The sequence below is a fragment of the Enterococcus sp. CSURQ0835 genome, from assembly GCF_902706605.1.
In the GTDB taxonomy this organism is placed as follows: Bacteria; Bacillota; Bacilli; order Lactobacillales; family Enterococcaceae; genus Enterococcus_A.
In genome coordinates this window covers 52,816-78,926 of the sequence record NZ_CACSLH010000007.1, presented here as the reverse complement: position 1 = coordinate 78,926, position 26,111 = coordinate 52,816, and the positions used below count along the sequence as shown (strand labels likewise).

Genomic DNA, 26,111 nt, shown 5'->3' with positions numbered 1-26,111 from the left:
AGGAGGTATTCATGAAGTTATCATCGATTTACCAAAAAAAAGATTGCGTGATTTCCTTTGAAGTCTTTCCCCCGAAAAAAACGGACAGCATTGAAAAAATTTATGCCACCTTAGAACAAACGACTGACTATCAACCGGATTTCATCAGTGTGACATATGGCGCGGGTGGAAGTATTGCCGACCAGCAAACTTTAGCTATCGCCGCGACATTAAAAGAAAAATACCAGATCGAATCCCTCCATCACCTGACCTGTGTCAAAAAAAGTCAAGCTGAGATCGATCAAATCGTAGCAGCTATCAAAGCTCACAACATCGAAAATATTTTAGCTTTGCGAGGGGACTTACCCTTAACTGACGCGGACTTACCGGATTTTCATTATGCCAAAGACTTGATTGGCTATTTGCACCAAACGCAACCGGATTTATGTTTGGGGGCTGCTTGTTATCCAGAAGGTCACATCTCGCAACTAGATTGTCATGAAAATAGCCAGCATTTATTAGCCAAGCAAACGAGTGGCGCAGAATTTTTGATCTCGCAATTATTTTTTGATAACCGCGTCTTTTATCAACTGATGGAACAAGCCCAACAAGCTGGCGTCACGATTCCGATTTCTGCTGGAATCATGCCGATTTTAAGTCAGCAACAAGTCGCAAAAATGATTTTCATGTGCGGTTCGTCCTTGCCCGCTGAACTGATCAAGCTCATCCACCGCTATGGACACGACGCGCCATCTTTACGTCAAGCTGGCTTAGAATATGCGTTGACACAAATGGAAGATTTGAAAAAACAAGGCGTGGACGGCATTCATGTCTACACGATGAATCGACCTGAAATCGCGCGCGCCGCAATGGAGTTGTTACGATGAAATTAAATCAAACGGAGATCTTACGCTATTTAGGCTATAAGCGCCAACAAACATTGCGCCCCGAGATGAGGCAGCTGATCGAAGAACTAAGCTGTGAGGTGCAACAAATCAGCCAACCGCGGTACACGTTTCAAATTTTTGAACTTGAAGTCACGAATGATACGATCGTCGTGCCACAAGCTGGTGTCGTGTTACCAGGGCGTTCCGTTTATAAACATTTACAGCACGCACAAAAAATCGCCCTCTTGGGTGTCACCTTAGGAATTGCCATCGAACGCCAAATTAGACGCTACGAAGCAACTGACTTGACCCGAGCGGTGATCTTAGATGCTTGTTGTACGGAATATATCGAAAAAATCGCGGATCTAGCGGAGTGTGACATCGAACAACAAGCAGGTGGCCTCACCTTGAACCGGCGTTTTTCTCCTGGTTATGGTGACTTGCCCTTGACGGTTCAACCGCAATTGCTACACGCACTCGCTGCGGAAAGACAATTAGGCATCACGTTAAACGAAAATTTATTGATGATCCCGCGCAAATCTATTACGGCCTTCACCGGTTTATTTGCGGATGAAAAAATGGCGCGCCCTCGTCGGCAACGCCCGAACTGTGTTGATTGCGATTTGACCACATGCCCTTATCGAGTAGGAGGAAAAAGATGACGATTCTTGAACATTTAAAGAACCACCCATTATTATTTGACGGAGCGATGGGAACGATGTTACAAAAATACGGTCTGCCACTTGGGGCGTTACCGGAATATTTCAACCTTTCCCATCCTGAGATCGTCCAACAGATCCACACAGAATACGTTGCAGCAGGTTGCGATGTTGTGACGACGAATACTTTTCAAGCAAATGGAAAAAAAATCAAACCAGAAGACGTCGAAGAAATCATCATAAAAGCCGTCCAACTTGCCCGCGCTGCTCAACCAAAATTTGTCGCTTGTGACATTGGTCCGATCGGTCAGCTATTAGCTCCGCTTGGCACATTGACCTTTGATGAAGCGTACGACTTGTTTAAAATCCAAATGATCGCTGCCGAACAAGCCGGTGCTGATTTGATTTTGATCGAAACGATGTCGGATTTATTGGAGACAAAAGCCGCAATCTTAGCCGCAAAAGAAAATACTCAACTACCGATTTTTGCCACGATGACGTTCCAAGCAGATGGTCGAACTTTTTTAGGGACTGATCCATTGACCGCCGTTTTGACATTACAAAGTTTAGGCGTCGCAGCAGTCGGCTTGAATTGTTCCCTCGGTCCAGCAGAGCTCTTACCGCATGTCGAAACTTTACTCGACTACGCTCAAATTCCCGTGATTGTTCAAGCAAATGCTGGCTTACCAGAAATCGTAGACGGTCAGACAGTTTATCGCATCACCGAAACGGAATACGCCGCCAATGTCGCAAAAATGTTGCAAAAAGGCGTTCGCATCATCGGCGGTTGTTGTGGGACGACTCCTGCATTTATCAAAGAACTGCGCCACTTACTTGATACTACGTCCATAAAAAAAACTAACCCTCAGACAGTCACCGCGGTCACTAGCGGTACTCAGACCCACATTTTAAACGACCAACTATCTGTAATCGGTGAACGGCTCAATCCCACCGGTAAAAAACGTTTGCAAGCAGCCTTACGTCAAAATGATTTTGCTTATGTGTTAAATGAAGCGATCACGCAACAATCTGCCGGTGCTGATCTATTAGATGTCAATGTCGGGTTGCCAGAATTAAATGAAGCCCAACTATTGACGCACCTCATTCCTGAATTGCAAAGCATCACCTCATTACCGCTTGTGATCGACAGCTCTAGCCCGGAAGCGATCGAAGCTGCCGCAAGGATCTACAATGGTCGGCCCTTGATCAATTCAGTCAACGGAAAACCTGAGACGATGGCAAAAATTTTCCCGCTCGTCAAAAAATACGGCGCTTTAGTGTTGGGCTTAGCTTTAGATGAGACGGGCATTCCTGAAACAGCTGAAACACGTTGTGAGGTCGCAGCGACAATTTTACAAACAGCACAAAGCTTTGGAATTCCACCAGCCGATGTTTTGATCGATCCACTCGTCTTAACGGCTTCGGCTCAGCAAGACCAAGTGGCAGTTACTTTAGACACGTTGAAACTGATCAAAAAACGATTAGGTTTACTAACCGTAGCCGGCGTCAGCAATGTCTCCTTTGGGTTACCGAATCGTGCGTTGTTAAACAGTACCTTTTTAGCCGCAGCAGTCGGCGCTGGTTTAGACGCACCGATCATCAACCCGGCTTCTCCGATCATGTCAAATGCGATCCATGCCTTACGCGTGATCAATGGACAAGATCACGATGCAACGAACTTTATCGCCAACAACCAAGCAATCACGATCACAAAAAAAGCGTCGGCACAAGTTCTGACGCCGTCTGACGAAACCGATTTAAAAACGTTGATCATCCAAGGGCGAAAAGATGAGACTGCGCCGGTGACTCGTGAGCTATTGGAAGTAAACACACCGCTAGAGATCGTTGATCAATTTTTCATCCCCGCCTTAAATCTCGTCGGCGAAGAATTTGATCAAGGCCGTTTGTTTTTACCGCAGCTAATGCAATCAGCCAATGCCGTCAAACAAGCCCAAGACGTGTTAAAAGATTATTTTGCGACTCAGCCAGCCGCAAAAACAACGAGTCACAAAATTTTACTAGCGACGGTGGAAGGTGACATTCATGACATCGGCAAAAATATCGTCAAGATGCTGCTGGAAAATTATGGTTTTGATGTAGTGGATCTAGGAAAAGACGTGCCAATCGAAACTGTCGTTGCCACGATCACACAACAGCAGATCAAATTAGTCGGCTTGAGCGCTTTGATGACGACCACTGTCCAGAGCATGAAAAAAACGATCGCCGCTTGTAAAGCCGCTGAATTAAACGTCACGTTTATGGTCGGCGGTGCCGTATTGAATGAAGATTACCGTGAATTTGTCGGTGCGGATTTTTATGCCCACGATGCACTTGAAAGTGTCACGATTGCGCAACGTTTTTTTGCAGATCAAAATTAGCTAGCCGATCCAATACAAACTAAAAAAGATCTTAGTCGCAAAACGCGGCTAAGATCTTTTTTAATTACTCAAATGGTTTCGTCAGTTCCGCACTGGCAACAGTAAAGCCCGCACCTGTGACTAATGCGCGGATTTTTTCCGGCTCTTGCGATTGGATCTGAATCTCAATGATCGTCTCACCATGAGCTCGGTCGACGATCACCGTCAAAATGCTGTATTCATTTTTGGCTAACAGTTCCGCAAGTTCGGCTAAGACACCCGTTTTATCTTTTGCGATCTTCACTTGAATGCGGGTACCGCCTTCGTGATAACCGGAGATTTGTAAAAAGGCATCGAAAATATCATTGTTCGTGATGATCCCGACTAGTTGGTCGCCGGCGACTATCGGCAAGACCCCGATTTTATTTTTACGCATCAAATAGATCGCGTCTTCTAATTGGGCAGTCGGTGGGATCGTTTTGACATCTTGAATCATCACGTCAGCCACCGTCGTTTTATTCAATAAATAATTGACTTCGTACACACTCAAACTAGTGGCTTTTGAAGGTAGCGCGGCTTGGATCGTACCTTCTGTGATCAGCCCAACTAACTTGCCACCCTTTAAAACTGGCAAACGATGGATATCATGTTTTTTCATCAAATCCACCGCGTCGAAAATCTTTGTTTCCGGTTCGATCGTGATCAGATTTTCGGACATAAATTCTTTTACACTCATAACTTAACCTCCCAAATACGCTTTCTTCACTTCATCACTAGCCAAAAGCTCTGCCCCGGTACCTTCTAAGACAACTTTGCCGGTCTCCAAAACATACCCGCGGTTAGCGATCGACAACGCCATTTTCGCATTTTGTTCGATCAATAAGACGGTCGTGCCTTGTTGCTGGATTTCTTGGATGATGTTGAAGATCTCTTTGATAAAGATCGGTGCTAGTCCCATTGACGGTTCATCTAGTAACAACAAGCGTGGTTTTGACATCAAGGCACGCCCCATCGCAAGCATTTGTTGTTCCCCACCAGATAAAGTCGACGCGTCTTGGCTCCGGCGTTCTTTTAAGATCGGGAATTTTTCAAAGATCGCCGCATAATCTTTTGAGAGATCTTTATCTTTACGTAAATAAGCGCCCATCTCAAGGTTTTCTTGCACTGAAAGCCCCGGAAATACATGTCGACCTTCAGGAACTTGTGACAAGCCGTTTTCAACGATTTTACGTGGCGCTTTTTTTTGGATCGGTTGACCTTCGAACGTGATCTTACCTTCTGATGGATGGATCAAACCGGAGATCGTTCGCAAGATCGTCGTCTTCCCCGCACCATTGGCTCCGATCAATGACACGATCTCGCCTTCGTTAACATTAAAACTTACATCGCGTACCGCTTGGATCATCCCGTAATGTACGGATAGATTTTCGATCGTTAACATTACAAGTCACCTCCTAGATACGCTTTGATTACTTCTGGATTAGATTTGATCTCAGCGGGAGTCCCTTCAGCTAAGATCCGACCGTACTCTAACACATAGATCCGTTCACAGACTTCCATGACTAAACTCATATCGTGTTCGATCAATAAGATCGTGATATGAAATTCTTTTTGGATCTTACGGATCAATTCCGTCAACTCTGCAGTTTCTTGTGGATTCATCCCAGCTGCCGGCTCATCTAAAAATAAAATTTTAGGTTTCGTCGCCAGCGCTCGAACAATCTCTAGTCGCCGCTGTTCCCCATAAGGTAAATTACGCGCTAAATTTTCGGCTTTAGCTTGCAGGTCAAAAATTTCTAGCAAACGTCGCGCCTCTGCCCGCATCTCTGATTCTTTTTGATAAAATTTCGGCAAGCGTAAGACACTCGCCACAAAGCCTTCTTTATTTTTACTGTTCATCGCGATCAGCACATTGTCTAACACGCTGAGATCTTTGAACAGTCGAATATTTTGGAAAGTTCGGCTCAACCCAAGATCGGCGATGTGATACGGCTTCTCACCATTCAAGCGTTGCACTTTGCCATCTGCTTCTAATAACACATCCCCTTCACTAGGTTCATAGACACCGGTGATCAAGTTAAACAGTGTCGTTTTCCCTGCGCCGTTTGGTCCGATCAATCCGACTAACTGATCTTGATCTAGCGTCATATCGACATTTGAGACAGCCGCCAAGCCGCCGAAGTTTTTCGTTAAGGCTTTAATTTCCAACAGAGGCATTTTGGTCATCTCCTTTGCTAAATTTGTGCCAGATTTTTTTCACTGAAAATTCTTTGGTTCCTAATAAGCCACTTGGTTTGAAGATCATGATGATGATCAAAGCTAACGCATAGATGATCATCCGCAACGCACCAAAGTCTTGTAAATACATATTTAAGATCCCTAATAAGATCGCCGCGATAAAACTTCCCGTCACACTACCGATCCCGCCTAGTACCACCATGATCAAAATGTCGACGGATTTCGTAAAGGCAAAATCTTTAGGTGCGATCGATTGCAAGTAACCCGCGTAAAGTGAACCGGCAATGCTAGCTGTGATCGCACCTAACGTGAAGGCCACGACTTTATATTTCGTCGTATTGACGCCCATTGATTCTGCGGCGATCTCATCTTCGCGAATCGCTAAGGTTGCTCGCCCAGCTCCTGAATGGATGTAGTTAACGACGATCAAAGTGGTGATCGCCAAAAAGCCGTAGACCATTTGCCAATCCACAAACGGCAAAATCCCGAACAAGCCTGATGGTCCATTGGTGATCCCTTTGAAGTTGATGATCAAGATTCGAATGATCTCCGCTACCCCTAATGTCGCAATCGCCAAGTAGTCACCTTTCAACCGCAATGTCGGCATCCCAACGACAAAGGCCACGCCCCCGGCTAAGACGACGCCTACCGCCATGCCGATAAAAAAGCCGCCGTATGTAGGTAACTTCATGGAAACTAGCGCAGCCGCATAAGCACCGATCGCCATAAAGCCCGCATGCCCCAATGAAAATTGGCCTGAGATCCCGATGATCAAGTTCAAACCAACTGCTAAGATCACATTGATCCCGATCTGTACTAAAATATTATCTAAAAACAAATTGACCAGACCAGCTGAGTACAAACCATAAAGAACTGCATAACCTAAAATGATCAGCGCAAGCCAAATCAAATTGTAACGTAAATTCTTTTTCATTTGATCCACCTACACTTTCTCTTTGATATTTTTGCCTAAGATCCCCGCTGGTTTGACCAATAAGATCAAGATCAAAACGGCGTACACGACGGCATCTTTGAAATCCGAAAAGCCAAGTGCAGTCGTGATCGTTTCGATCAAGCCGATCACAAAGCCACCGATCGCAGCACCTGGGATCACACCGATCCCACCTAAAACAGCTGCGATAAATGATTTCATCCCGGGAATGTATCCCATCATCGGATCGATAGAGTTATAATACAAGCCGATCATCATCCCACCAGCAGCGGCTAATGCCGAACCCATCGCAAATGTAAACGAAATCGTCCGATCGACATTGATCCCCATCAGTTGCGCGGCATCCGTATCGACACTCACGGCACGCATCGCTTTTCCGATCTTCGTTTTTTGCACGATCAGATTCAATAAGATCATCAATGCTAATGACACGACTAAAATCAAAATTTGGATATTTGAAATATTCAAAAAGCCTAAGTGATACGTTTTTAATTTGATGACTTGCGGAAACGGTCGTGTATTAGAACTAAAGAAATAAATCATCGTATTTTGCAGTAAATAAGAAACCCCGATCGCTGTGATCAACGCTGCGATCCGCGTGGAATTTCGTAAAGGCCGATACGCTAAAAATTCGATCAGCATTCCCAAGATTGCACTACCGACCATCGATAAGAGCATCGCCGGGAAAAAACCGATGTGAAACTGATTTAATAAAAAGTAGCCGATGAATGACCCGATCATATAAATGTCACCATGGGCGAAGTTGATCAATTTGATGATGCCGTACACCATCGTATAACCGAGCGCCATCAAAGCATAAATACTGCCGAGAAATAGCCCGTTGACTAGTTGTTGAATAAATATTTCCATCTCGATCACACTCTCTCATCTTTCTTCAAAAATAAAGAGATTGGGACAATAGTCATGTTCCAATCCCTCTTTTTTCCGCTTAAACGGTTTTGTTAAGGTTTGACTGTTTCAGCAGAAGATTCTTTTCCATCGGTCAAGCCAAGGACAACCGCTGATTTTTCTGGGTTGTGATTTTTATCCATCGTCATCTCACCTGTTACCCCGACGAAACCTTTCAAGTTCGCCAAGCCTTTAGTGATCGCTGCGGGACTTGCTGATTTTTGATCTTCAATCGCTTGTTTGATCATATAAACAGCATCGTAACCTAGCGCGTTGAATGAAGAAGGTTCTTGATTGTATTTTTCTTTAAACGCTTTGATGAATGGTTCAACTTTGTCTGTGGCTGGAGCTTTCGTTGAAAAGTGACCCGTGTAAAAGACATTTGAAACATTGCTAGCCCCAGCTGTATCGACTAATTTTTCATCACCGAAACCATCGGCACCAATGATCGGTTTGTCGATTCCCATCTCACGTGCTTGCTTGATGATCAAGCCCGCTTCAGTGTAGTAACCTGGGATGAACAACACATCGAAATCTTTGTTTTTGATTTTCGTTAAAGTCGCTTGGAAATCTTTATCACCAGCCGTGAAGTTTTCTTCATCAACGACTTCCCCTTTGTACGTCTTCTTGAACGCTTTTGCTAATCCGATCGCGTAATCGCTCGAGTTATCTCCTAAGATCACAGCTTTCGAAGCTTTCATATTGTCTTCAGCGTATTTCGCCAACACGACACCTTGGAAACTATCTTGGAAACAAGACCGGAAGATGTAAGGCTGCACTTTGCCTTTTTGTTTCGTGATCGCATCGTCAGTCCCAGAAGGTGTTACAGTTGGAACTTGCGCTTTCGTGATATTTGGCAAGACCGCTTTAGTCGCGCCCGACGTTGCCGGTCCGACGATCGCTGCGACTTGATCTTTTGTCGTCAAGTTGGCTGCAACTGACGCTGCTTCATTGTTGTCTGATTTATTATCTTTGCTAACGACTTGGATTTTTTTACCTAACACGCCGCCGTCTTGATTGATTTGGTCAACTGCTAAGTCGATCCCTTCTTTTTCAGCACCGCCATAAGCTGCAGCTGCTCCAGAAAGTTCCATGTTGACGCCTAGCTTGACCGTTTTGCTGTCCTTATCATTGTTGCTGGCACTATTATTGCCTTTTGCCGTCGGTGAGCCACACGCAGCAAATAAAAATAGACCGGCAGCCACGGCCGCAAATGTTCGTTTTTTCATTTTGATTCCTCCCAGTCGTTCTCTCTTAGTGATGTAAAGAATAATAAAACAAAAATCAAAAACTGTCAACAGAATTTTCTGAATATTTTAACAACTGAAAACAAAAAGATAAAAAGGCAGTTGTTATCGCAGAAACTCTTTTCCATTTTTTCAAAAAAGAATCATCTATTGAACAATAAAAAGCAAGTCTTGCTAAAAAGCGCAACTCCCTTTTATCACAGCAAAAAAACGAGCAACTTCATTTCGAAGCTGCTCGTTTTAAGATTAGTTGGTCTCGCAGACGTTGCCCATCTTCCATGATCGGCTCAGTGTACTGTTCTACAAAATAATTTTTTACTCGCTCGCACACGACAAAACCTTTTTGCTGATACAATGCTAGCGGTCCAGGTGGGATCTCGCCTGTTTTCACCACCAATGTTTGCGAACAATTCCGACACAATTGTAAAAAGTGATCGATCAGCTGACTTGCGATGCCTTGTCGTTGAAAAGCTGGTGCCACGGCGAGATTCATTAATTCAATTTCTGTTTCTCGCTCTTGGTACACTAATACGCCTACCGTTTGACCAGATTTTTCAAACAGCAACAGCTGGCTCGTTGGTAAGTAAGCGGCAACTTTTTTTCTTTCCGGATCAGCTAACAGCAAAAGTTCCCACGGGATTGCTTCAGTCGTTTTCAATTTGATCATGCGTTACCTCCTTGGTAATCAGGTCGCGTCTCATCGACAACATTTTTTTTCAATGAAAAGTGCTGAGGGACATAATCCAAACCGCCTTTTGCAAACGGTTGACACCGCAAAATGCGAGCGATCCCCATCAAGAGCCCTTTCAATGCGCCGTGAACTTCGATCGCCGTGATCATATAAGCTGAGCACGTCGGATAGTAACGACAACTAGGCGGAAACAACGGCGAGATAAAACGCTGATAAAAACGTACCGGTGCGATCAAAATTTTTTTCACCCAATATCCTTCTTTCTAAAAATCAAACAACACAAAAAATTTCTCTTCTAAGCAAAAAAGTTGCGGCAAACTCGCCGCAACTTTTTATCGAACAAACTCCATGATATGACGCCACACATGCGGCATCAACACTTCAAACGGATTACCGCCACCCATTGCACCGTAGCCGATCATGCTGCCGATTACAAACAACAAGATCCCGACGAGTAAAATAATGACGAGTCGAATTAAAGATTTTAAAATTTGTTCTCTGACACTGCTGGTACTCATACTGACACTCCTTAAGCTGTTACAACAGCTTCATCCACTGATTTACCTGTCTCGCTGTCAACGCGATCCACATCAGCTCCCAGTTGTTGTAACTTCGTGTGGAATTGATAATAACCACGGTCTAAATATTTTAAATTCCGAACGCGGGTAATTCCGTCTGCTCGTAAACCAGCCAACACTAAAGCTGCAGCAGCCCGTAGATCTGTCGCATAGACTTCAGCGCCTTGCAAGTTAGTATGGCCTTTAATCAGTGCCACATTATTATCGATCGTAACATCAGCATTCATGCGACGCATCTCTTCTAAATGTTGGAATCGATTTTCAAAAACTGTTTCCACTGTCGTGCTCGTTCCTTCAGCGACTGTTTGGATCGCTGTCATTTGCGCTTGCATATCAGTTGGAAAACCAGGATGAGGCATTGTCTTCACGTCAGTTGGTCGGATGTGTTTTGGTCCGATCACGCGTAAACCAGTTGCTTCTTCGTGGATCTCAACACCCATCTCGATCAGTTTAGAGATCAATGGTCGGTTGTGTTCTGAAATCGCATCTTCGATCAAGATGTTTCCTTCAGTCATCGCTGCAGCAATCATGAATGTCCCCGCTTCGATCCGGTCTTGCACGATCGCGTGTTCAACCGCATGCAAGTGCTCCACGCCTTCGATTCGCATCGTTTCTGTTCCAGCTCCAAAGACTTGTGCACCCATCTTGTTTAAGAAATTCGCTAAGTCAACGATCTCAGGTTCACGGGCAACATTTTCGATCACCGTCGTACCTTTTGCTTTGACTGCGGCCATCATAATATTTTGGGTAGCACCAACACTTGGGAAATCTAAATAGATCGTCGTGCCGATCAATTGATCCGCATACGCTTCAATATAACCACTTGCTTGATTGATCGTCGCCCCTAACGCCTGGAAACCTTTCAAGTGAAGATCGATTGGACGTTTACCGATCGCGCAACCACCTGGCATCGCAACTTTCGCATGACCATTCCGTGCTAAAAGTGGTCCCATCACAACGATCGATGCCCGCATCTGGCTGACATACTCATAAGGTGCTTCGATCGCTAACGGTTGTGATGCATCGATATGCACAGATTTAGTTTTTTCATCAAACCCGACGGTCGTATTCAAACCACGAATCACTTGATTCATCGTATAGACATCCGATAAAATCGGAACATTTGTCAATTCCGTCGTTCCTTCTTCTGCTAATAAAGCAGCAGCTAAGATAGGCAAAACCGCATTTTTTGCGCCTTCGATCTCAACTGTCCCTTGTAATTTGTTCCCACCACGAACAATGATTTCTTCCATTATGTCCCCTCCAAAAAAATCTCTAACCGATTCCATTCATTTTCGTCTCTTTTTTCGTTTTTTATGTACCGCGTCTTACTGTAAGGTAAAAAATATATTTTTGCATAAGATTATGATTTCGAGAAAAAAAGTACTACAAGTAAAGCCGATGACGATCGCTAACATCGTGATAGCCAGTCGAACTTGCGTCTCATGAAATGCTTTGAATATATTTTCTACTCGCAATGAGCGCAGCGACCAAAACGCCAAATAAATAAAAGCCAAATGTGATACGATTCGAATGATCGCATCAATCCCATAAACTTGCATGCTTTTCTCCTTCCAGAAAATCAACAATCGAATTATAGCACAATTTTTCAGAAAGGAGAACGAACAATCCTCGGGAAGCGGCTAAAAAAAACACTATCAAAGTCAACTTCATTGTTTTATAAATACTTTGATATTAAACATTTTAACCTTTTTTTAGAAAAATAACAAATAATTAACACAATCTTTAGCTTTTTTCTTCAAGAACCACAAAAATATTGCGTCTAATTAGGAATCATCAAACTCTCATTTGATTAAAAAAAAAGCAGAAACGAATGAGCTTCGTTTCTACTTTTCACATTTTTAACGATGTTTTGAAACCTTGATTCGGTTCATAGCGCGGTGCAATGAAATCTCTGCTCGACGCAATTGATCGATATCATGTTGCGCTTTGGCTTCGCGGATTTTTTCTTCCGCCCGTTGTTTCGCCCGTTCAGCTCGTGACACATCGATATCCCGTTCACGTTCTGCACTGTCGGCGATGATACTGACAACATTGTCTCGAACTTCCATGATCCCGCCGTTAACGGCGATCCAATCAACATGCGTATCAGCATCGGCTCGGCGGACACGCACCTCATCGATCGCAAGTGGGGCAATGATCGGCGCATGCTTGGGCAAAATCCCAATCTCACCGTCGATCGTTTTTGCCACGACAACAGTTGCATGGTGTTCGTAGACTAAGCCACCTGGCGTAACGACATTGACCATCATCGCATGACTGTCTTTATTTTCGTTTTCCATCGGGCACCTCTTCCTAGTAGCCTAAAGTTTTCGCTTTTTCTACTACGTCTTCGATTTTCCCAACACTTCGGAAAGCTTCTTCCGGCAGGTCATCGTACTTACCTTCCAAAATATCTTTGAAGCCTTTGACTGTTTCTTCAACCGGTACATAAGAGCCAGGTTGACCAGTAAATTGTTCGGCTACATTAAAGTTCTGAGATAAGAAGAATTGGATTCGACGTGCACGTGAAACGACGATTTTTTCATCATCTGATAATTCATCCATCCCTAAGATCGCAATGATATCTTGCAATTCACGATAACGTTGAAGAACGTGTTGGACTTCAGTCGCTACTTCATAGTGCTCTTCACCTACGATTTCAGGCGCTAACGCACTGGAAGTTGAAGCTAATGGGTCCACCGCCGGATAGATCCCTTGCTCAGTCAATTTACGTTCCAAGTTAGTCGTTGCATCCAAATGGGCGAAAGCTGTGGCTGGCGCCGGATCCGTATAGTCATCGGCTGGTACATAGATCGCTTGGATCGATGTGATCGAACCTTTTTTCGTTGACGTGATCCGTTCTTGTAATTGCCCCATTTCAGTCGCCAAAGTTGGTTGGTACCCAACGGCTGATGGCATCCGACCTAACAAAGCAGATACTTCTGAGCCGGCTTGAGTGAAACGGAAGATGTTATCGATAAAGAGCAAGACATCTTGTCCTTCTTCATCCCGGAAATATTCGGCTAATGTCAAACCAGTCAAGGCCACCCGCATCCGGGCACCTGGCGGCTCATTCATCTGACCAAACACCATCGCAGTTTTTTCGATAACGCCAGATTCTTTCATTTCATAATACAAGTCATTTCCTTCACGGGTTCGTTCACCGACTCCGGTAAAAACAGAAATCCCACCGTGTTCTTGGGCAATGTTGTGAATCAATTCTTGGATCAAAACGGTTTTCCCAACTCCGGCACCACCGAATAGTCCGACTTTCCCACCTTTTAAATAAGGTGCGAGTAAGTCGATGACTTTGATCCCTGTTTCTAAAATTTCATTACTGGTACTCAATTCATCAAAGGCTGGCGCTTTTTTATGAATCCCGCTCGTTTCCGCATCTTTTGGAAACGGCGCTTCTTTATCGATCGTTTCACCTAAGACGTTGAACACCCGTCCTAACGTTTCTTTACCAACGGGAACTGAGATCGATTTTCCAGTATCAACGACTTCCATTCCCCGTTGTAGTCCATCGGTAGACTCCATCGCGATTGTTCGAATGACACCGTCACCGAGTTCCAAGGCGGCTTCTAAAACGACTTTACTTTTTCCTTCATCGCTTTTGTAAACGACTAAGGCATTGTTGATGTCTGGTAATGATTGATCTAAAGAAAATTCCACGTCGACAACGGGACCAATTACTTGAACAATCTTGCCTGAACTCATGTTTTTTCCTCCAATCTCAAAATTATTCTAAAGCGGCAGCTCCGCCAACGATCTCAGTGATCTCTTGAGTGATCTCAGCTTGCCGCGCGCGGTTATAAGAGATCGTCAAATCACTGATGATGTTGCTAGCATTATCGGTCGCTGTCTTCATTGCTGTCATTCCGGCAGCATGTTCCGCCGTTTTGGCATCCACGATTGCACCGTAGATCAAACTTTCGGCGTATTGTGGCAATAATTGATCCAAAATAGCTTCTTTTGATGGTTCGAAAATATATTCCTCCGTGTACTCTTGCGCTTCACTTGGATCTAAGTCCGAAATCGGCAACATCTTTTCAACACGAAACTGGCTGGACAATGAGTTGACATGGTGATTGTAACAAACGTACAGTTCATCGAACACTTCATTTTCATACATGCTAGTCGTCATCGAAACGATTTTACGAACTTCATCAAAACTTGGTTGGTCTGATAGATTTCGTAATTCATAAGCTAATTTCATTCCACGATTTTTAAAAAAGTCAGCGCCGGTCGCACCGATCGCAAGTAAGACATATTCATCGGCTGACTCATGATCTTCTTTTAGCATCGACATCGTCTGTTTCAAAATCGAACTATTATAGCCGCCGACTAAGCCGCCATCAGACGTGATGACGATATAGCCAGTTTTTTTGATTGGACGATTGAGCAACATGCTGTGGTAATTGATCCCATTAGCTGGTTGATCAGCTTGTGCCAATTCTGCAAGTTCACTAGCAGTCAAGTGCGTCAAGACTTCCCGCACTTTTTGCGCATAAACTTGGAACTGCATCGAATGGGCTTCTGATTTCGTCAGCTTCGCCGCAGATACCATTTGCATTGCTTTGGTGATTTGACTAGTCTTTTTGGTCGATGCGATCCGTTGTTTGATTTCATTTAAAGATGCCACGATTTAGTTCACCTCGATCATGCGTTTTCTGACTCGGCTGCTTTTTGTTGTGATTGTTGTGCTGCTTCATAGATTTCTTTGAAGTCTTTGATCGCGCCATCTATTTTATCTTCAGCCGGTAACTCTTTCGTTTCCCGGATCGTTTGCAATAAATCAGCGTGATTCGTATCAAAGTTTTCAAATAATTGGGCTTCAAAATCCAAGATGCGATTGACTGGGATACTATCTAAGAATCCATGGGTCAAGGCATACAAGATCACAACTTGTTTTTCAACTGGTAATGGTTGGTGCAATTTTTGTTTTAAGACTTCCACGGTCCGACGACCACGATTCAATTTAGCTTGTGTCGCAGCATCTAGATCAGAACCAAACTGTGTGAAAGCTTCCAATTCACGATAGCTGGCAAGATCCAACCGAAGTGTCCCAGCAACTTTTTTCATCGCTTTGATTTGCGCAGAACCACCAACCCGCGATACTGAAAGTCCGGCATCTACGGCTGGTCGCGTCCCAGCATAAAACAGATCACTTTCTAAAAAGATCTGACCATCCGTAATCGAGATCACGTTGGTTGGAATATAAGCTGAGATATCACCGGCTTGTGTTTCGACAAATGGCAACGCGGTCAGTGACCCGCCGCCTAGATCGTCAGAAAGTTTTGCAGCGCGTTCTAATAGACGTGAATGCAAATAGAACACATCCCCGGGATACGCTTCACGACCTGGCGGACGACGAAGTAGCAAGGAAAGTTCACGGTAAGCCACGGCTTGTTTTGATAGATCATCAAAAACTACCAACACGTGTTTGCCGTTATACATATATTCCTCACCCATCGCAGTTCCCGCATAAGGCGCGATATATAATAATGGTGCTGGTTGAGAAGCACCCGCGGTCACGACGATCGTGTAATCCATCGCACCGTATTTCCGTAATGTTTCCACTTGTGAACGAACGGTCGATTCTTTTTGCCCGATCGCAACATAAATACAGATCATATCTTGACCTTTTTGGTTGATGATCGTATCGATCGCAATCGATGTTTTACCAGTCTTACGGTCACCGATGATCAATTCCCGTTGGCCACGACCAATTGGAACTAAAGCATCGATCGCTTTAAGACCGGTTTGCATTGGTTCAAAAACCGATTTCCGTTGCATAACGCCAGGAGCTTGGGCTTCGACGGGGCGCGTTTTATCCGTTTGGATCGCACCTAATCCGTCAACTGGTTGGCCTAATGGGTTAACGACCCGACCGATCATGTTGTCCCCAACTGGTACTTCCATGATCTTCCCAGTTCGTTTAACTTTATCTCCTTCACGAATGGACTCAAATTCACCTAGAACAATGATACCGACATCATTGCTTTCTAAGTTTTGCGCCATCCCAAAAGAACCATTTGAAAATTCTAAAAGCTCACCACTCATCGCGTTGTCTAATCCATGCGCCCGAGCGATCCCATCACCAACGTAGGTCACGGTGCCGACTTCATCGACTGCTAATTTGTTATCGTAATTTTCAATTTGTTCTTTGATCAACGCACTGATTTCTTCTGCTTTGATGGCCATTCATTTCACCTCTTCTTCTCTACTTTTTACTTAATGCTGCTCGTAGGCCATTCAACTGGCTGGCGAGGCTTCCGTCAATCACTTGATGATTGGCTTCAACAATGACACCACCAACGATACTTGGATCAACTTCTGGTGTGAGTTCAGCTTTTTGATAGCCGAATACTTCGGCAACTTTTGCTTCGATCTGCGCTTGTTTTTTGTGATCGATAGCGACAGCTGTCTTCACAGTACCTAGCACGATTTTATTTGCTTCATTATAACGGTGTTCATATTCATCGATCATCAAAGGCAAATCATCGCTTCGATTATACTCGAACACGACGTTCAAGAAATTTTTGACGATGCCATCAAACTGACTCGTAAGCTTACTTGTGATGGCCTCTTTTTCTGAAGCGTGCAACCGCACGTCAGACAAAATATTTCCTAGATCCGGCACGGCAGTAAACACCTCGCGGATGACCATTAGATCGTTGTAAACAGACTCGGTCGCTTGTTTTTCGATCGCCAATTCAAACAGCGCTTTACCGTAACGTCTGCCCACAGTATATTTATCGAGCTTCATGTTTGGTCGTCCCTAATTTATCAATGTAATCATTGATCAAATCTTGATGGGTATCATCGGTCAGCTCTTTATTTAAGATCTTCGTTGCGATTTGTAAAGAAAGGTCTGCGACGTCGTCTTTGACAGAAGTCATTGCGGCTTCTCGTTGGTCAGAGATCTCCGCTTGCGCTTTGTCTTTCATCCGACTCACTTCGTCTTTTGTATCTTGTAAGATATTTTGACGTCGTAATTCGCCACTTTCTTTCGCACTTTTAATGATCTCAGCGGCATCACTGCGCGAATTCGCCAATTGCGATTCCCGCTCTTTTGCCAATTGAGCTGCCTTGATGCGCGATTGTTCTGCAGAATCTAAATCATTGGCGATCTTATCTGCCCGCTTTTTCAGGATGTCTTGCACACTACCCCAAGCGAATTTTTTTAGTAGTGCCACTAAGATGATAAATGAAAGTGTGACAACTACAAGATTACCGAGCGTCGTGTTGACAGCTGCGGCAATAACTAGATTCGGCATACTCGGTCTTCCTTTCTGTGATAACTTTTCTACTATTTAAACCAGTAGTGCAAAAAAGTAGCAACGACTTACTCGTTGCTGTTTTATCTGAAGACCATCAACATACCTAATACGACACCTAGGATTGGCACAGCTTCGATCAAACCGACCCCGATGAACATCGTTGAACGTAATTGTCCAGCCATTTCAGGTTGGCGAGCCATTGATTCGATTGTTTGTGAGATAACACGTCCGTTACCATAGCCAGCACCGATTGCTGCCCCTAGAATTGCGATTCCTGCACCGATAAAGTTCATAATTATTTTCCTCCTAAAAGTTTCTGTTTGAGTTTATTCTTCAACTTCTAATTTATGGCCCATATAAACCATCGATAAAGTTGTAAAGACAAATGCTTGGATACTACCGATAAATAATGAGAATGCGATCCAGATCATTTCTAGCGGAACCGCAAATGGGAGTGCGATCCACCCCATACTCGTCACCATACTTGCAATTAAGGTCAGCAACACTTCACCGGCATAAATATTGCCGTAAAGCCGCAAACCTAATGTGATGACGTTGGTAAATTCTTCCATGATCTTGATTGGTACTAACATCGGCGGCGTTAAAAATGAATTTTTAATATAACCGGCAAGACCAAAACGCTCTGAGCCCAATAAGTTCGAGAGCAACAGCACCATTAACGCCAGACCCATCGTCACGAACGGATCAGCAGTCGGGCTCTTCCAATACGTGATATCTTGAGGCGAGACGATTTTCGTTACCAGCCCGATCTGGTTGGCCACGAAGATAAAGAGGAACAAGGTGAAGGACAATAGACCAAAGTTCGAAACCTCTTTTCGGGGCATGTTGTCTCCGACGATATTTGTCGTGAAATCAACGAGCCACTCAATCGCATTTTGCTTTCCGGTCGGCTTCAATTTCAAATTACGCGTAAAAAAGAATACCAGCAAGAAAACAATCAAACAAGTCACCAAGATCATCGTGGTCACGGTACCATCAAACCAAATCGGACCAATGTGGAAAACCCAAGACTTTTCTTCCAATCCATTTCACCTCTTTTCCCAATGACATTTGTCAACGATTGTATGTTCAAGCTGAACACCGAAAACACTACCGTATGTTACCACCATCAATCGGAAATTTCAAAGTATTTTCATTAAAAAAATTTGAATAGTTATTATCATTTTTCTTGATCTTTTGAAGCCTCGATTAAATGGTGTCCGGCTGAAATTTGCCCAAGAAGAGCATTATAGATAATAATTAATCCTATTCAACTTTTAAACAGTTGTAAAGAAATTCAACGAAAATATGCGAAAAAGAATATTTGCCTAACGTGAGAAGCTTTTCAACGTTCGACTGATCTGACGATCCATGTCTTTGCGCTTCAAATCTTCCCGCTTATCATATTGTTTTTTCCCTTTGGCGACACCTAACAAAACTTTTGCAAAGCCATCTTTTAAATAGACTTTCAATGGCACAATGGTCGTCCCGGCGTTTTTCAATTCGCCATTTAATTTGGCGATCTGTTTTTTATGCAGCAATAGTTTTCGCGTTCGCAATGGATCGTGGTTAAATAAATTTCCTTGCTCGTACGGACTGATGTGCACATTGTATAAGTAGGCTTCGCCATTTCGAATCCGTGCAAAGCCATCTTTCAAATTGATCCGCCGATTGCGAATCGATTTGATTTCGGTACCTTTTAACACGATCCCAGCTTCGATCGTATCGGTGATCGTATAATCATGACGCGCTTTTTTATTTTGCGCCACGAGACTGCCATTTCCTTTTGGCATCTGCTATCCCTTCTTTCTGCCGCCCTTTTTCTTTTTGGCGACTTTTTTATAAAATGGCGCCCGGCCCTTTTTCTTTTTCTTACCTTGACTGCCTTCTTTGTTATCTTTTCCTTTTGGCTTACGGGAAGTCCGTTTTTGATTTTGTTTTGACCGCTGTTTTTTGTGGGGAAGTTCCAGCGCGGGTACTTCTTCTGCCGATAGCAATTCAAAATCAATCTCACGAGTCTCTGGTTCAGCTTTAGTGACTTTGATCTTGACTTTTTGACCGATCTTAAAAGTTAATTTCGTCCGCTCGCCAACTAAAGCTAATTGACTTTCAATAAAGTGGAAATAATCTTGTTTCAGATCATTCAAATGGATCAGACCTTCCACTGTATTTTCCAATTCGACAAAAATCCCAAATTTTGTGATCGAGCTGATGATCCCGTCAAACTCTTCACCCACTTTGTCTGCCATGTACTCCGCTTTTTTCAAACTGTCGACTTCACGTTCAGCATCGACGGCGCGGCGTTCCATCTGTGAACTGTGCAACGCGATCTCCGGTAAATTCTCCGCCCACTTCGCTTTAGTTTTTTCACTCGTATCTGTCGCATACGTATGGATCAAACGATGAACCGTCAAATCGGGGTAACGGCGGATTGGTGAGGTGAAGTGCGTATAATACTCAGCGGCTAATCCGTAATGCCCTTCATTTTCAGCTGAATATTTTGCTTGTTGCATGCTTCGCAGCAACATCGTGTTGATGACCGGCGCTTCTGGTTTTTCTTCCACCGTTGCGATCACTTGCTGCAATGTTTTCGGTGTGATCGAATCTTTCGTTCCTTTAACTACGATCCCTAACGCCGCGGCAAAATCAAAGAAGCGTTGCATCTTTTCTTCTTTCGGTTGTTCATGGATCCGATACAAAAATGGCAACTTCAACCGATTGAAATGTTCAGCGACCGTTTCATTTGCGGCTAGCATGAAGGATTCGATCAACCGTTCACCGACGCCGCGTTCCCGTAATTCGATTCCCAATGGATTACCTGTCTCATTGACTAAGATCTTTGCCTCGCGATCTTCAAAGTTGATCGCACCGCGTTTAATCCGTTTTGCTTCTAAAATTTGATGCAGCTCTTTCATTAACGTAAACATTGGCACAATAGCTTCATAACGTTCGATCAATTCAGGATCATCCGCTTCTAAGATCCCATTGACAGCGGCATAAGTCATGCGCTCTGTCGTTTGGATCACGCTGGGAAAAATCTCATGGGAAACGATCGTACCACTTGGATCGATCTCCATTTCACAGCTCAGTGTCAACCGAGGAACGTGAGGATTCAGTGAACAAATACCATTTGATAAACGTTGCGGGATCATCGGTACGACCCGATCAGTCAAGTACACACTCGTTCCCCGTTCAAAAGCTTCGCGATCTAATGGACTATCTTCCGTCACATAATGCGAGACATCTGCGATATGCACACCTAAAAAATAATTTCCATTAGGCAATTTTTCCACTGTCACGGCATCGTCTAAATCTTTAGCATCCGCTCCATCGATCGTAACGATCACTTGATCTCGCAGATCGCGGCGACCGATCAATTCTTTTTCACTGATCTCATCTGGTACAGCGTCGGCCGCTTTTAAAACAGCTTCTGGAAACTGCGTCGGGATTCCTTGCGCTACGATCACTGACAAGATATCCATTCCCGGATCATTTTTATGACCGACAACTTGTTTGACGATCCCTTCTAAACTTTTCGCGTAATCTTTTTCAGGGTAATGGGTCAGTTCCACGATCACAATACTGCCATCGACTGGTTTCACACCGGTTGCCGCAATGAAAACTTTGAACTGGCCAACTTTTTTATCTTTTGGCACCACGACGCCATACAAATCCGTCTCGGCGACTTCTTCTGGTGGAAACGCCGTGAACTCGCCGACGATTTGATCCAAGTTACGTTTTTTGATTGCTACAACTTTTCCTTCCGCACCTTTATCAGAAAATGGATCAGAATTTTTTAAGATCGTAATTTCGACGGTGTCACCATTCATAGCATAATGCGTATGTTCTTTGGCGATATACACATCAGGTTCTTCCGGGTCAATGGTTACAAAACCAAAGCCTCGCTCATTACCGCGGAAAGTTCCTTCAATCATTAAAGCGTCTTGCGGTAATTTGATCTTACCTTTTTGATTGAACGCCACCATTTTTTCACGCTCCATCACCGCGACTGTCTGGACGAGCGCTTTGTAGTCGCCACTTTTTTGCATGTCGAGGGCTTGAGCTAACTCTTCCATTGATAAACTTTTCTTTTGACTATTCGTTAAAACTTCTACGATAGCTGTTTTGATTTTATTCGTCATTTTTCGCTCCTTTTAGCGTCGCCAAAAATGCAGCGACGTCTTGTTCAAATTCTCGGCGGACCGGATCGATCGTGATCACGTGTCCACTTGTTGCATACCACTTCAAAGTAAAATTCGTTTGCGTCAATTGTTGGGCGGTTTGAAAAACACCGCGCGGGTCGATCATTTCATCGGCTCCAGCTTGCGCCATAAAAAAAGGCACGCGGATCTTTTGCAAACTCGCCGCAGCCGGTACAGCTTGTTGCTCGATTTTTTGCAACTGCTGACTGACTTGTGTCTTAAACGTATCCAGTTTAGTTTTGGTCACCGGTTCTTTTGCATAAGTCAGCACTTTTTGGGCATACAATAAAAAGTTCTCCACCACATTGTTTTTAACGGGCGTGATCGGCGAACAGAAAAAGCCACCGCCAATCACCGCAGGATCGCCTGCCGTTACTAAACGCGTTGCAAAGATCCCACCCATCGACAAACCAAAGACCGCGATTTTTTGATACCCTCGTGCTTTTAAAAAAGCCAATGCAGCCTGACTTTCTTGCCACCAACGCGTTGGGTCTTGTTGTAAGATATCAGCTGGGTCTAATGTCCCATGTCCCGAAAATAGCGGCGCATAAATCGTATACGCTTGTTTTTCTAAAAAGCGGCTCAACATCCGAACGTCATTCGGACTGCCTGAATAGGCGTGCAGTAATAAAACCGCCACGTCGCCATGGGGCAAAAATAAAGATTGCGGTGCTTTTAACATTTCCATCACCTCATTATCTCCATCATACTTCATTTCAGAGTAGAAACTAAATAAAAAAGATTGCTCCGTTTGCATAAGCAAAAAGGAAAGCAGCATCGGCACATGATGCAGGCTGCTCATGAGACGTCACTGCCTTCTACTAAGTTGGTAAGACTCCATATAAAAAAGGCCTCTCAGCACGAGAGACCCCTTATTTACTTGATAGGTACATCAATACAAATAATAAAATCATCCACACTGCGCCTAAAACAGCGGTGGAACGTTGCATGACTGCTTCAAAGCCACGTGCTTTTTGTTTACCAAATAATTGATCCGCTCCGCCAGTAAATGCACTTGCGGCACTATTTTGTTTACTAGGTTGCATCATGATCGTAATGATGATGACGATCGAAATCACAATGATCACACCAAGAATAAAATTATACAATTGAAGACCTCCCTTGCCAAAGTTTCTCAGTTCCTACTTTAGCACAAATGAAAGAGCTTGGCTAGGAAAGTTTTATGCGGCCCTCACAGCCTAAAAAAGCGAGCTTGGAACAGATACCCTGCTCCAAGCTCGCTTACTACTAGTAAAAAATTTATTTTTTCAAGACGTCGTCGTACTCAGGTTTCGTATCGAATTCTTTTTTAGCAAACGGGCAAAGGGGAATAATTTTTTTGTTTTCCCGCCGCGCTTTTTCCACGCCGCTCAAAACTAATTTTTCAGCTAGCTTTTGGCCCCGATACGTTGGATCGACAAACGTATGATCAATGATCATGATCTCAGGTCCAGCATCTGACCAAGTCATCTCACCGATCTCCAAATCATCATCATTGAATAAAGCAAAACGATTTTGTTCTTCTTTGATCTCCATTATTGTTCATCCTTTCGAATATATTTCAACGCCCCGCTCGGGCAAGTGTTGATCACTTTTACTACATCATCGGCTGACGCATTGTCCGCTAAGATCCACGGCCGCCGTCCCACTTCAAAGACTGCCGGATTGCCCCGCACACAGTTTCCGATGTGTGCGCAGATGTTTTTATTGTAATAAATATCGACATCTTCGCCTTGATATTTCCGATAGTCAGCTGCAAGTAACTCTGCTTCGGTCACTTGCTGGCCATTGATTTTACTGCCATCCATTTTGCTCACGCTCCTCGAGTTCTTTTACCGTATAGTATCAATAGAAGGGAATTTTTGGCAACTAATTGTTCTCGCCGTCACGCTTTGGCTGATTTTGCTCAAATCTCACCAAAAGATTGACCACAAACGATTGATTTCAGTCGCGACTTGATGGACCTCTAACTGATCGGCAAACGGCAGTTGAAATTCTCGCGCCCGCAACGTTCGTACCGTTAAATAAAAAACTGCCTCGCATTGCGTGATAACTAATGGCTGTAGACAATCCAGCGGGTAATGACGAAACTGGAGCTTGTCTACTGGCTCACTAGTTGTCAGCTCGATCAAATAAAACCCTTGCGGATCAAAAATCAAGACGCGTTCGTATGTATCTTCGTAGATCAACAGCTGCAACAATTCATCTTTTTTAAACCGGCGTTTCAATTCCGCTTGCAACAACAAGTAACGGCGTTCTTTTTCGCTACGATTCGTCATGATACTCCGGATATTTCCCCGCCAAATACTCTTGCCCTAATTCAAAGTAGTGCTGTGCGTTCTGTCGATTTTTTTCGATCTCTTTTTCAGTCAGCGGACGGATCACTTTTGCTGGTGAACCAAAAGCCAACATATTAGGTGGAATCTTCGTATGTTCAGTCACTAATGATCCCGCCCCGATCAAACTATTTTCACCGATCTCAGCGTGGTTCAAAATAATCGTGCCCATTCCAATGAGCGCGCCGCTTTTGACTGTACAGCCATGAATGATACAACTGTGGCCGATCGTAACATTATCTTCGATCACAGTCGGCGCATCGTGATCAACGTGAACGACCGTATTATCTTGGATATTCGTCAACTTTCCAATTTTGATCGTATTGCTATCTCCGCGGAGTGCGGCTTGGAACCATATAGTCGATTTTTCGCCAATGGTCACATCCCCAAAGACCGCGGCATTTTTTGCGATAAATCGTTTCATCTGCTTCACCTCACTTTTTAGTATAGCATTATCAATCCAAAATGGCTTTTCAAACCTGTTCGTTCACGATATAAAAAAGCAGCAGACAATCGAATTGATTGCCTGCTGCCTTGCCAATTAAGATGCCCAATCGCCGTTTCGGAAGATTGGAACGTGACTGCCATCTGCTCGAATACCATCAATAGCCATCTGGTCTGAGCCGATCATGAAATCAACATGATTTTTACTGCGGTTCAAGCCTCGCGCAATTAATTCTTCTTCAGTCATCTCCACCCCGCCAGCAAGATTAAACGCATACGCATTTCCGATTGCTAAATGGTTTGACGCATTTTCGTCATAGAGCGTACTGAAAAAGGTGATGCCCGATTGCGAGATCGGAGAAGGATCGGGAACTAATGCGACTTCGCCTAAATGACGGGAGCCTTCATCCATCGCGATTAATTTTTTCAAGACTTCCTCACCAGTCTTAGCTTTGACTTCGGTGATCGCACCAGCTTTAAACGTCAGCTTTATACCTGTGATGACTTGGCCGCCATACGCTAATGGTTTAGTTGATGAAACGACCCCATCTGCTACGCGGCAATCCGGTGCAGTGAAAACTTCTTCTGTCGGCATATTCGCCATAAATTCAAACCCTTTTTCATTGATGCTGCGTGCGCTGTCCCACACATGATTTTCAGGTAAGCCGATCGTCAAGTCCGTTCCGGGTGCGGTGTAGTGTAGTGCTTTGAATTGTTCTTTGTTCAAGCGCGCAGCTTTTTCCTGCAATGTCTTTTCGTGTACCTCCCAAGCTTTGATCGGATCAGCTTCATAAACTTTCGTTGCTTTAAAGATCGCATCCCACAGTGCATCCACTTGTTGCGCTTTAGCTAAGTGAGGGAAAACTTTTTCCGCCCACGGAGCTTCAGCGGCCGCTACGACTGTCCAACTGATTTTATTAGCGGCAGCGACTTGGCGTAAGCCGAAAAATAATTTGCGATCATATTGCTGGTAAGCATCGATTCGTTCAGGATCAACGCCAGCAAACACACCGGGATCTTGGGAGACAACACTGATCCGGGTCATTCTTTGATCGACTAGTTCAGCCATCTCAGTCAATTTATAATCCGGTACAGTTTTCAAATCATCCAGTGCCATATGTTCGACTTGAGCGCGTAAGATCTCATCATCTAGCCAACGCAAAATCACTTGCTTAGCACCTAGTTTGTAAGCTTTTTTCGTAATCAGTCGTGCAAGCGGTGCTTGGTTGACGGAAATATCTAATTGAATCACATCACCTGGCTGAACATTGACGCCAGTCTTGGTGATCAAGGTTGCATATTTTGCTAAATAATTGGCAAAGTCTTTCATTTTATTCCCACCT

The 26,111-nt window shown here is 44.1% G+C and carries 31 protein-coding genes; 3 read left to right on the top strand and 28 right to left on the bottom strand.

The window, feature by feature from the left end; genetic code table 11:
- Nucleotides 1-11 precede the first annotated feature (11 nt).
- The 3 genes from GVJ38_RS04725 to GVJ38_RS04715 are packed head-to-tail and all read left to right on the top strand — an operon-like array spanning nucleotide 12 to nucleotide 3,903.
- Nucleotides 12-866 carry a methylenetetrahydrofolate reductase gene (locus tag GVJ38_RS04725; protein WP_159722028.1) on the top strand — a complete coding sequence of 285 codons (855 nt, stop codon included), beginning with the start codon at nucleotides 12-14 and terminating at the stop codon, nucleotides 864-866.
- Nucleotides 863-1,528, top strand: a complete 666-nt coding sequence (locus GVJ38_RS04720) for a vitamin B12 dependent-methionine synthase activation domain-containing protein (protein ID WP_159722027.1) — start codon at nucleotides 863-865, stop codon at nucleotides 1,526-1,528. The genes GVJ38_RS04725 and GVJ38_RS04720 overlap by 4 nt, the downstream gene beginning before the upstream one ends.
- Nucleotides 1,525-3,903: a homocysteine S-methyltransferase family protein gene (locus GVJ38_RS04715; protein ID WP_159722026.1), complete on the top strand. Its 2,379-nt coding sequence runs from the start codon at nucleotides 1,525-1,527 to the stop codon at nucleotides 3,901-3,903. The genes GVJ38_RS04720 and GVJ38_RS04715 overlap by 4 nt, the downstream gene beginning before the upstream one ends.
- Before the next feature lie 64 nt (nucleotides 3,904-3,967).
- On the opposite strand, the gene GVJ38_RS04710 is transcribed toward GVJ38_RS04715, so the two are convergent.
- The 28 genes from GVJ38_RS04710 to GVJ38_RS04575 all read right to left on the bottom strand — a co-directional run bounded on the left by GVJ38_RS04710 (nucleotide 3,968) and on the right by GVJ38_RS04575 (nucleotide 26,098).
- Nucleotides 3,968-4,618 carry a CBS and ACT domain-containing protein gene (locus GVJ38_RS04710; protein WP_159722025.1) on the bottom strand — a complete coding sequence of 217 codons (651 nt, stop codon included), beginning with the start codon at nucleotides 4,616-4,618 and terminating at the stop codon, nucleotides 3,968-3,970.
- A gap of 3 nt (nucleotides 4,619-4,621) precedes the next feature.
- The gene (locus GVJ38_RS04705) at nucleotides 4,622-5,323 is read right to left on the bottom strand and encodes an ABC transporter ATP-binding protein (protein ID WP_159722024.1); all 702 of its coding nucleotides are present in this window, start codon (nucleotides 5,321-5,323) and stop codon (nucleotides 4,622-4,624) included.
- Nucleotides 5,323-6,099 (bottom strand): ABC transporter ATP-binding protein, encoded by a 777-nt coding sequence (locus tag GVJ38_RS04700; RefSeq protein ID WP_159722023.1) that lies wholly within the window; start codon nucleotides 6,097-6,099, stop codon nucleotides 5,323-5,325. Before GVJ38_RS04700 ends, GVJ38_RS04705 begins: the two co-directional genes overlap by 1 nt.
- Nucleotides 6,080-7,054, bottom strand: a complete 975-nt coding sequence (locus tag GVJ38_RS04695) for a branched-chain amino acid ABC transporter permease (protein WP_159722022.1) — start codon at nucleotides 7,052-7,054, stop codon at nucleotides 6,080-6,082. Before GVJ38_RS04695 ends, GVJ38_RS04700 begins: the two co-directional genes overlap by 20 nt.
- 9 nt (nucleotides 7,055-7,063) lie before the next feature.
- Nucleotides 7,064-7,942, bottom strand: a complete 879-nt coding sequence (locus GVJ38_RS04690; protein WP_159722021.1) for a branched-chain amino acid ABC transporter permease — start codon at nucleotides 7,940-7,942, stop codon at nucleotides 7,064-7,066.
- Between the two features lie 92 nt (nucleotides 7,943-8,034).
- Nucleotides 8,035-9,210 (bottom strand): ABC transporter substrate-binding protein, encoded by a 1,176-nt coding sequence (locus GVJ38_RS04685; protein ID WP_159722020.1) that lies wholly within the window; start codon nucleotides 9,208-9,210, stop codon nucleotides 8,035-8,037.
- A 238-nt stretch (nucleotides 9,211-9,448) separates the two neighbouring features.
- Nucleotides 9,449-9,895: a GNAT family N-acetyltransferase gene (locus GVJ38_RS04680; protein WP_159722019.1), complete on the bottom strand. Its 447-nt coding sequence runs from the start codon at nucleotides 9,893-9,895 to the stop codon at nucleotides 9,449-9,451.
- On the bottom strand, nucleotides 9,892-10,167 hold the full coding sequence (yidD, locus tag GVJ38_RS04675; protein ID WP_159722018.1) for a membrane protein insertion efficiency factor YidD: 276 nt from the start codon (nucleotides 10,165-10,167) through the stop codon (nucleotides 9,892-9,894). Before yidD ends, GVJ38_RS04680 begins: the two co-directional genes overlap by 4 nt.
- An 84-nt stretch (nucleotides 10,168-10,251) precedes the next feature.
- On the bottom strand, nucleotides 10,252-10,437 hold the full coding sequence (locus GVJ38_RS04670) for a DNA-directed RNA polymerase subunit beta (RefSeq protein WP_159722017.1): 186 nt from the start codon (nucleotides 10,435-10,437) through the stop codon (nucleotides 10,252-10,254).
- 11 nt (nucleotides 10,438-10,448) lie between these two features.
- Entirely contained in the window at nucleotides 10,449-11,750 is a 1,302-nt protein-coding gene (gene murA, locus GVJ38_RS04665; RefSeq protein WP_159722016.1) for a UDP-N-acetylglucosamine 1-carboxyvinyltransferase, read from the bottom strand.
- 75 nt (nucleotides 11,751-11,825) lie between these two features.
- The gene (locus GVJ38_RS04660) at nucleotides 11,826-12,059 is read right to left on the bottom strand and encodes a DUF1146 family protein (protein ID WP_159722015.1); all 234 of its coding nucleotides are present in this window, start codon (nucleotides 12,057-12,059) and stop codon (nucleotides 11,826-11,828) included.
- 300 nt (nucleotides 12,060-12,359) lie between these two features.
- Nucleotides 12,360-12,770 (bottom strand): F0F1 ATP synthase subunit epsilon, encoded by a 411-nt coding sequence (locus GVJ38_RS04655; protein ID WP_442896016.1) that lies wholly within the window; start codon nucleotides 12,768-12,770, stop codon nucleotides 12,360-12,362.
- 43 nt (nucleotides 12,771-12,813) lie between these two features.
- Nucleotides 12,814-14,220: a F0F1 ATP synthase subunit beta gene (gene atpD / locus GVJ38_RS04650; protein ID WP_159722013.1), complete on the bottom strand. Its 1,407-nt coding sequence runs from the start codon at nucleotides 14,218-14,220 to the stop codon at nucleotides 12,814-12,816.
- Nucleotides 14,221-14,242: 22 nt separating this feature from the next.
- The gene (locus GVJ38_RS04645) at nucleotides 14,243-15,148 is read right to left on the bottom strand and encodes a F0F1 ATP synthase subunit gamma (protein WP_159722054.1); all 906 of its coding nucleotides are present in this window, start codon (nucleotides 15,146-15,148) and stop codon (nucleotides 14,243-14,245) included.
- 14 nt (nucleotides 15,149-15,162) lie between these two features.
- Nucleotides 15,163-16,707: a F0F1 ATP synthase subunit alpha gene (gene atpA, locus GVJ38_RS04640; protein ID WP_159722012.1), complete on the bottom strand. Its 1,545-nt coding sequence runs from the start codon at nucleotides 16,705-16,707 to the stop codon at nucleotides 15,163-15,165.
- A gap of 19 nt (nucleotides 16,708-16,726) precedes the next feature.
- On the bottom strand, nucleotides 16,727-17,272 hold the full coding sequence (atpH, locus tag GVJ38_RS04635; protein ID WP_159722011.1) for an ATP synthase F1 subunit delta: 546 nt from the start codon (nucleotides 17,270-17,272) through the stop codon (nucleotides 16,727-16,729).
- The gene (atpF, locus tag GVJ38_RS04630; RefSeq protein ID WP_159722010.1) at nucleotides 17,259-17,783 is read right to left on the bottom strand and encodes a F0F1 ATP synthase subunit B; all 525 of its coding nucleotides are present in this window, start codon (nucleotides 17,781-17,783) and stop codon (nucleotides 17,259-17,261) included. Before atpF ends, atpH begins: the two co-directional genes overlap by 14 nt.
- Nucleotides 17,784-17,866: 83 nt before the next feature.
- Nucleotides 17,867-18,079: an ATP synthase F0 subunit C gene (gene atpE / locus GVJ38_RS04625; protein ID WP_159722009.1), complete on the bottom strand. Its 213-nt coding sequence runs from the start codon at nucleotides 18,077-18,079 to the stop codon at nucleotides 17,867-17,869.
- A gap of 33 nt (nucleotides 18,080-18,112) precedes the next feature.
- The gene (gene atpB, locus GVJ38_RS04620; RefSeq protein WP_159722008.1) at nucleotides 18,113-18,829 is read right to left on the bottom strand and encodes a F0F1 ATP synthase subunit A; all 717 of its coding nucleotides are present in this window, start codon (nucleotides 18,827-18,829) and stop codon (nucleotides 18,113-18,115) included.
- 285 nt (nucleotides 18,830-19,114) lie between these two features.
- Entirely contained in the window at nucleotides 19,115-19,579 is a 465-nt protein-coding gene (smpB, locus tag GVJ38_RS04615; RefSeq protein ID WP_159722007.1) for an SsrA-binding protein SmpB, read from the bottom strand.
- A gap of 3 nt (nucleotides 19,580-19,582) precedes the next feature.
- Entirely contained in the window at nucleotides 19,583-21,928 is a 2,346-nt protein-coding gene (gene rnr, locus GVJ38_RS04610) for a ribonuclease R (RefSeq protein WP_159722006.1), read from the bottom strand.
- Complete coding sequence (locus GVJ38_RS04605; RefSeq protein ID WP_159722053.1) at nucleotides 21,918-22,670, bottom strand: alpha/beta hydrolase; 753 nt, start codon at nucleotides 22,668-22,670, stop codon at nucleotides 21,918-21,920. The genes rnr and GVJ38_RS04605 overlap by 11 nt, the downstream gene beginning before the upstream one ends.
- A 190-nt stretch (nucleotides 22,671-22,860) precedes the next feature.
- On the bottom strand, nucleotides 22,861-23,097 hold the full coding sequence (gene secG, locus GVJ38_RS04600; protein ID WP_159722005.1) for a preprotein translocase subunit SecG: 237 nt from the start codon (nucleotides 23,095-23,097) through the stop codon (nucleotides 22,861-22,863).
- A 151-nt stretch (nucleotides 23,098-23,248) separates the two neighbouring features.
- Nucleotides 23,249-23,524 (bottom strand): GNAT family N-acetyltransferase, encoded by a 276-nt coding sequence (locus GVJ38_RS04595; protein WP_159722004.1) that lies wholly within the window; start codon nucleotides 23,522-23,524, stop codon nucleotides 23,249-23,251.
- On the bottom strand, nucleotides 23,524-23,796 hold the full coding sequence (locus GVJ38_RS04590) for a (4Fe-4S)-binding protein (protein ID WP_159722003.1): 273 nt from the start codon (nucleotides 23,794-23,796) through the stop codon (nucleotides 23,524-23,526). Before GVJ38_RS04590 ends, GVJ38_RS04595 begins: the two co-directional genes overlap by 1 nt.
- Before the next feature lie 105 nt (nucleotides 23,797-23,901).
- Complete coding sequence (locus GVJ38_RS04585) at nucleotides 23,902-24,267, bottom strand: hypothetical protein (protein WP_159722002.1); 366 nt, start codon at nucleotides 24,265-24,267, stop codon at nucleotides 23,902-23,904.
- Nucleotides 24,254-24,748 carry a gamma carbonic anhydrase family protein gene (locus tag GVJ38_RS04580; RefSeq protein ID WP_159722001.1) on the bottom strand — a complete coding sequence of 165 codons (495 nt, stop codon included), beginning with the start codon at nucleotides 24,746-24,748 and terminating at the stop codon, nucleotides 24,254-24,256. The genes GVJ38_RS04585 and GVJ38_RS04580 overlap by 14 nt, the downstream gene beginning before the upstream one ends.
- A gap of 117 nt (nucleotides 24,749-24,865) precedes the next feature.
- The gene (locus GVJ38_RS04575) at nucleotides 24,866-26,098 is read right to left on the bottom strand and encodes an aminopeptidase (protein WP_159722000.1); all 1,233 of its coding nucleotides are present in this window, start codon (nucleotides 26,096-26,098) and stop codon (nucleotides 24,866-24,868) included.
- Nucleotides 26,099-26,111 lie beyond the last annotated feature (13 nt).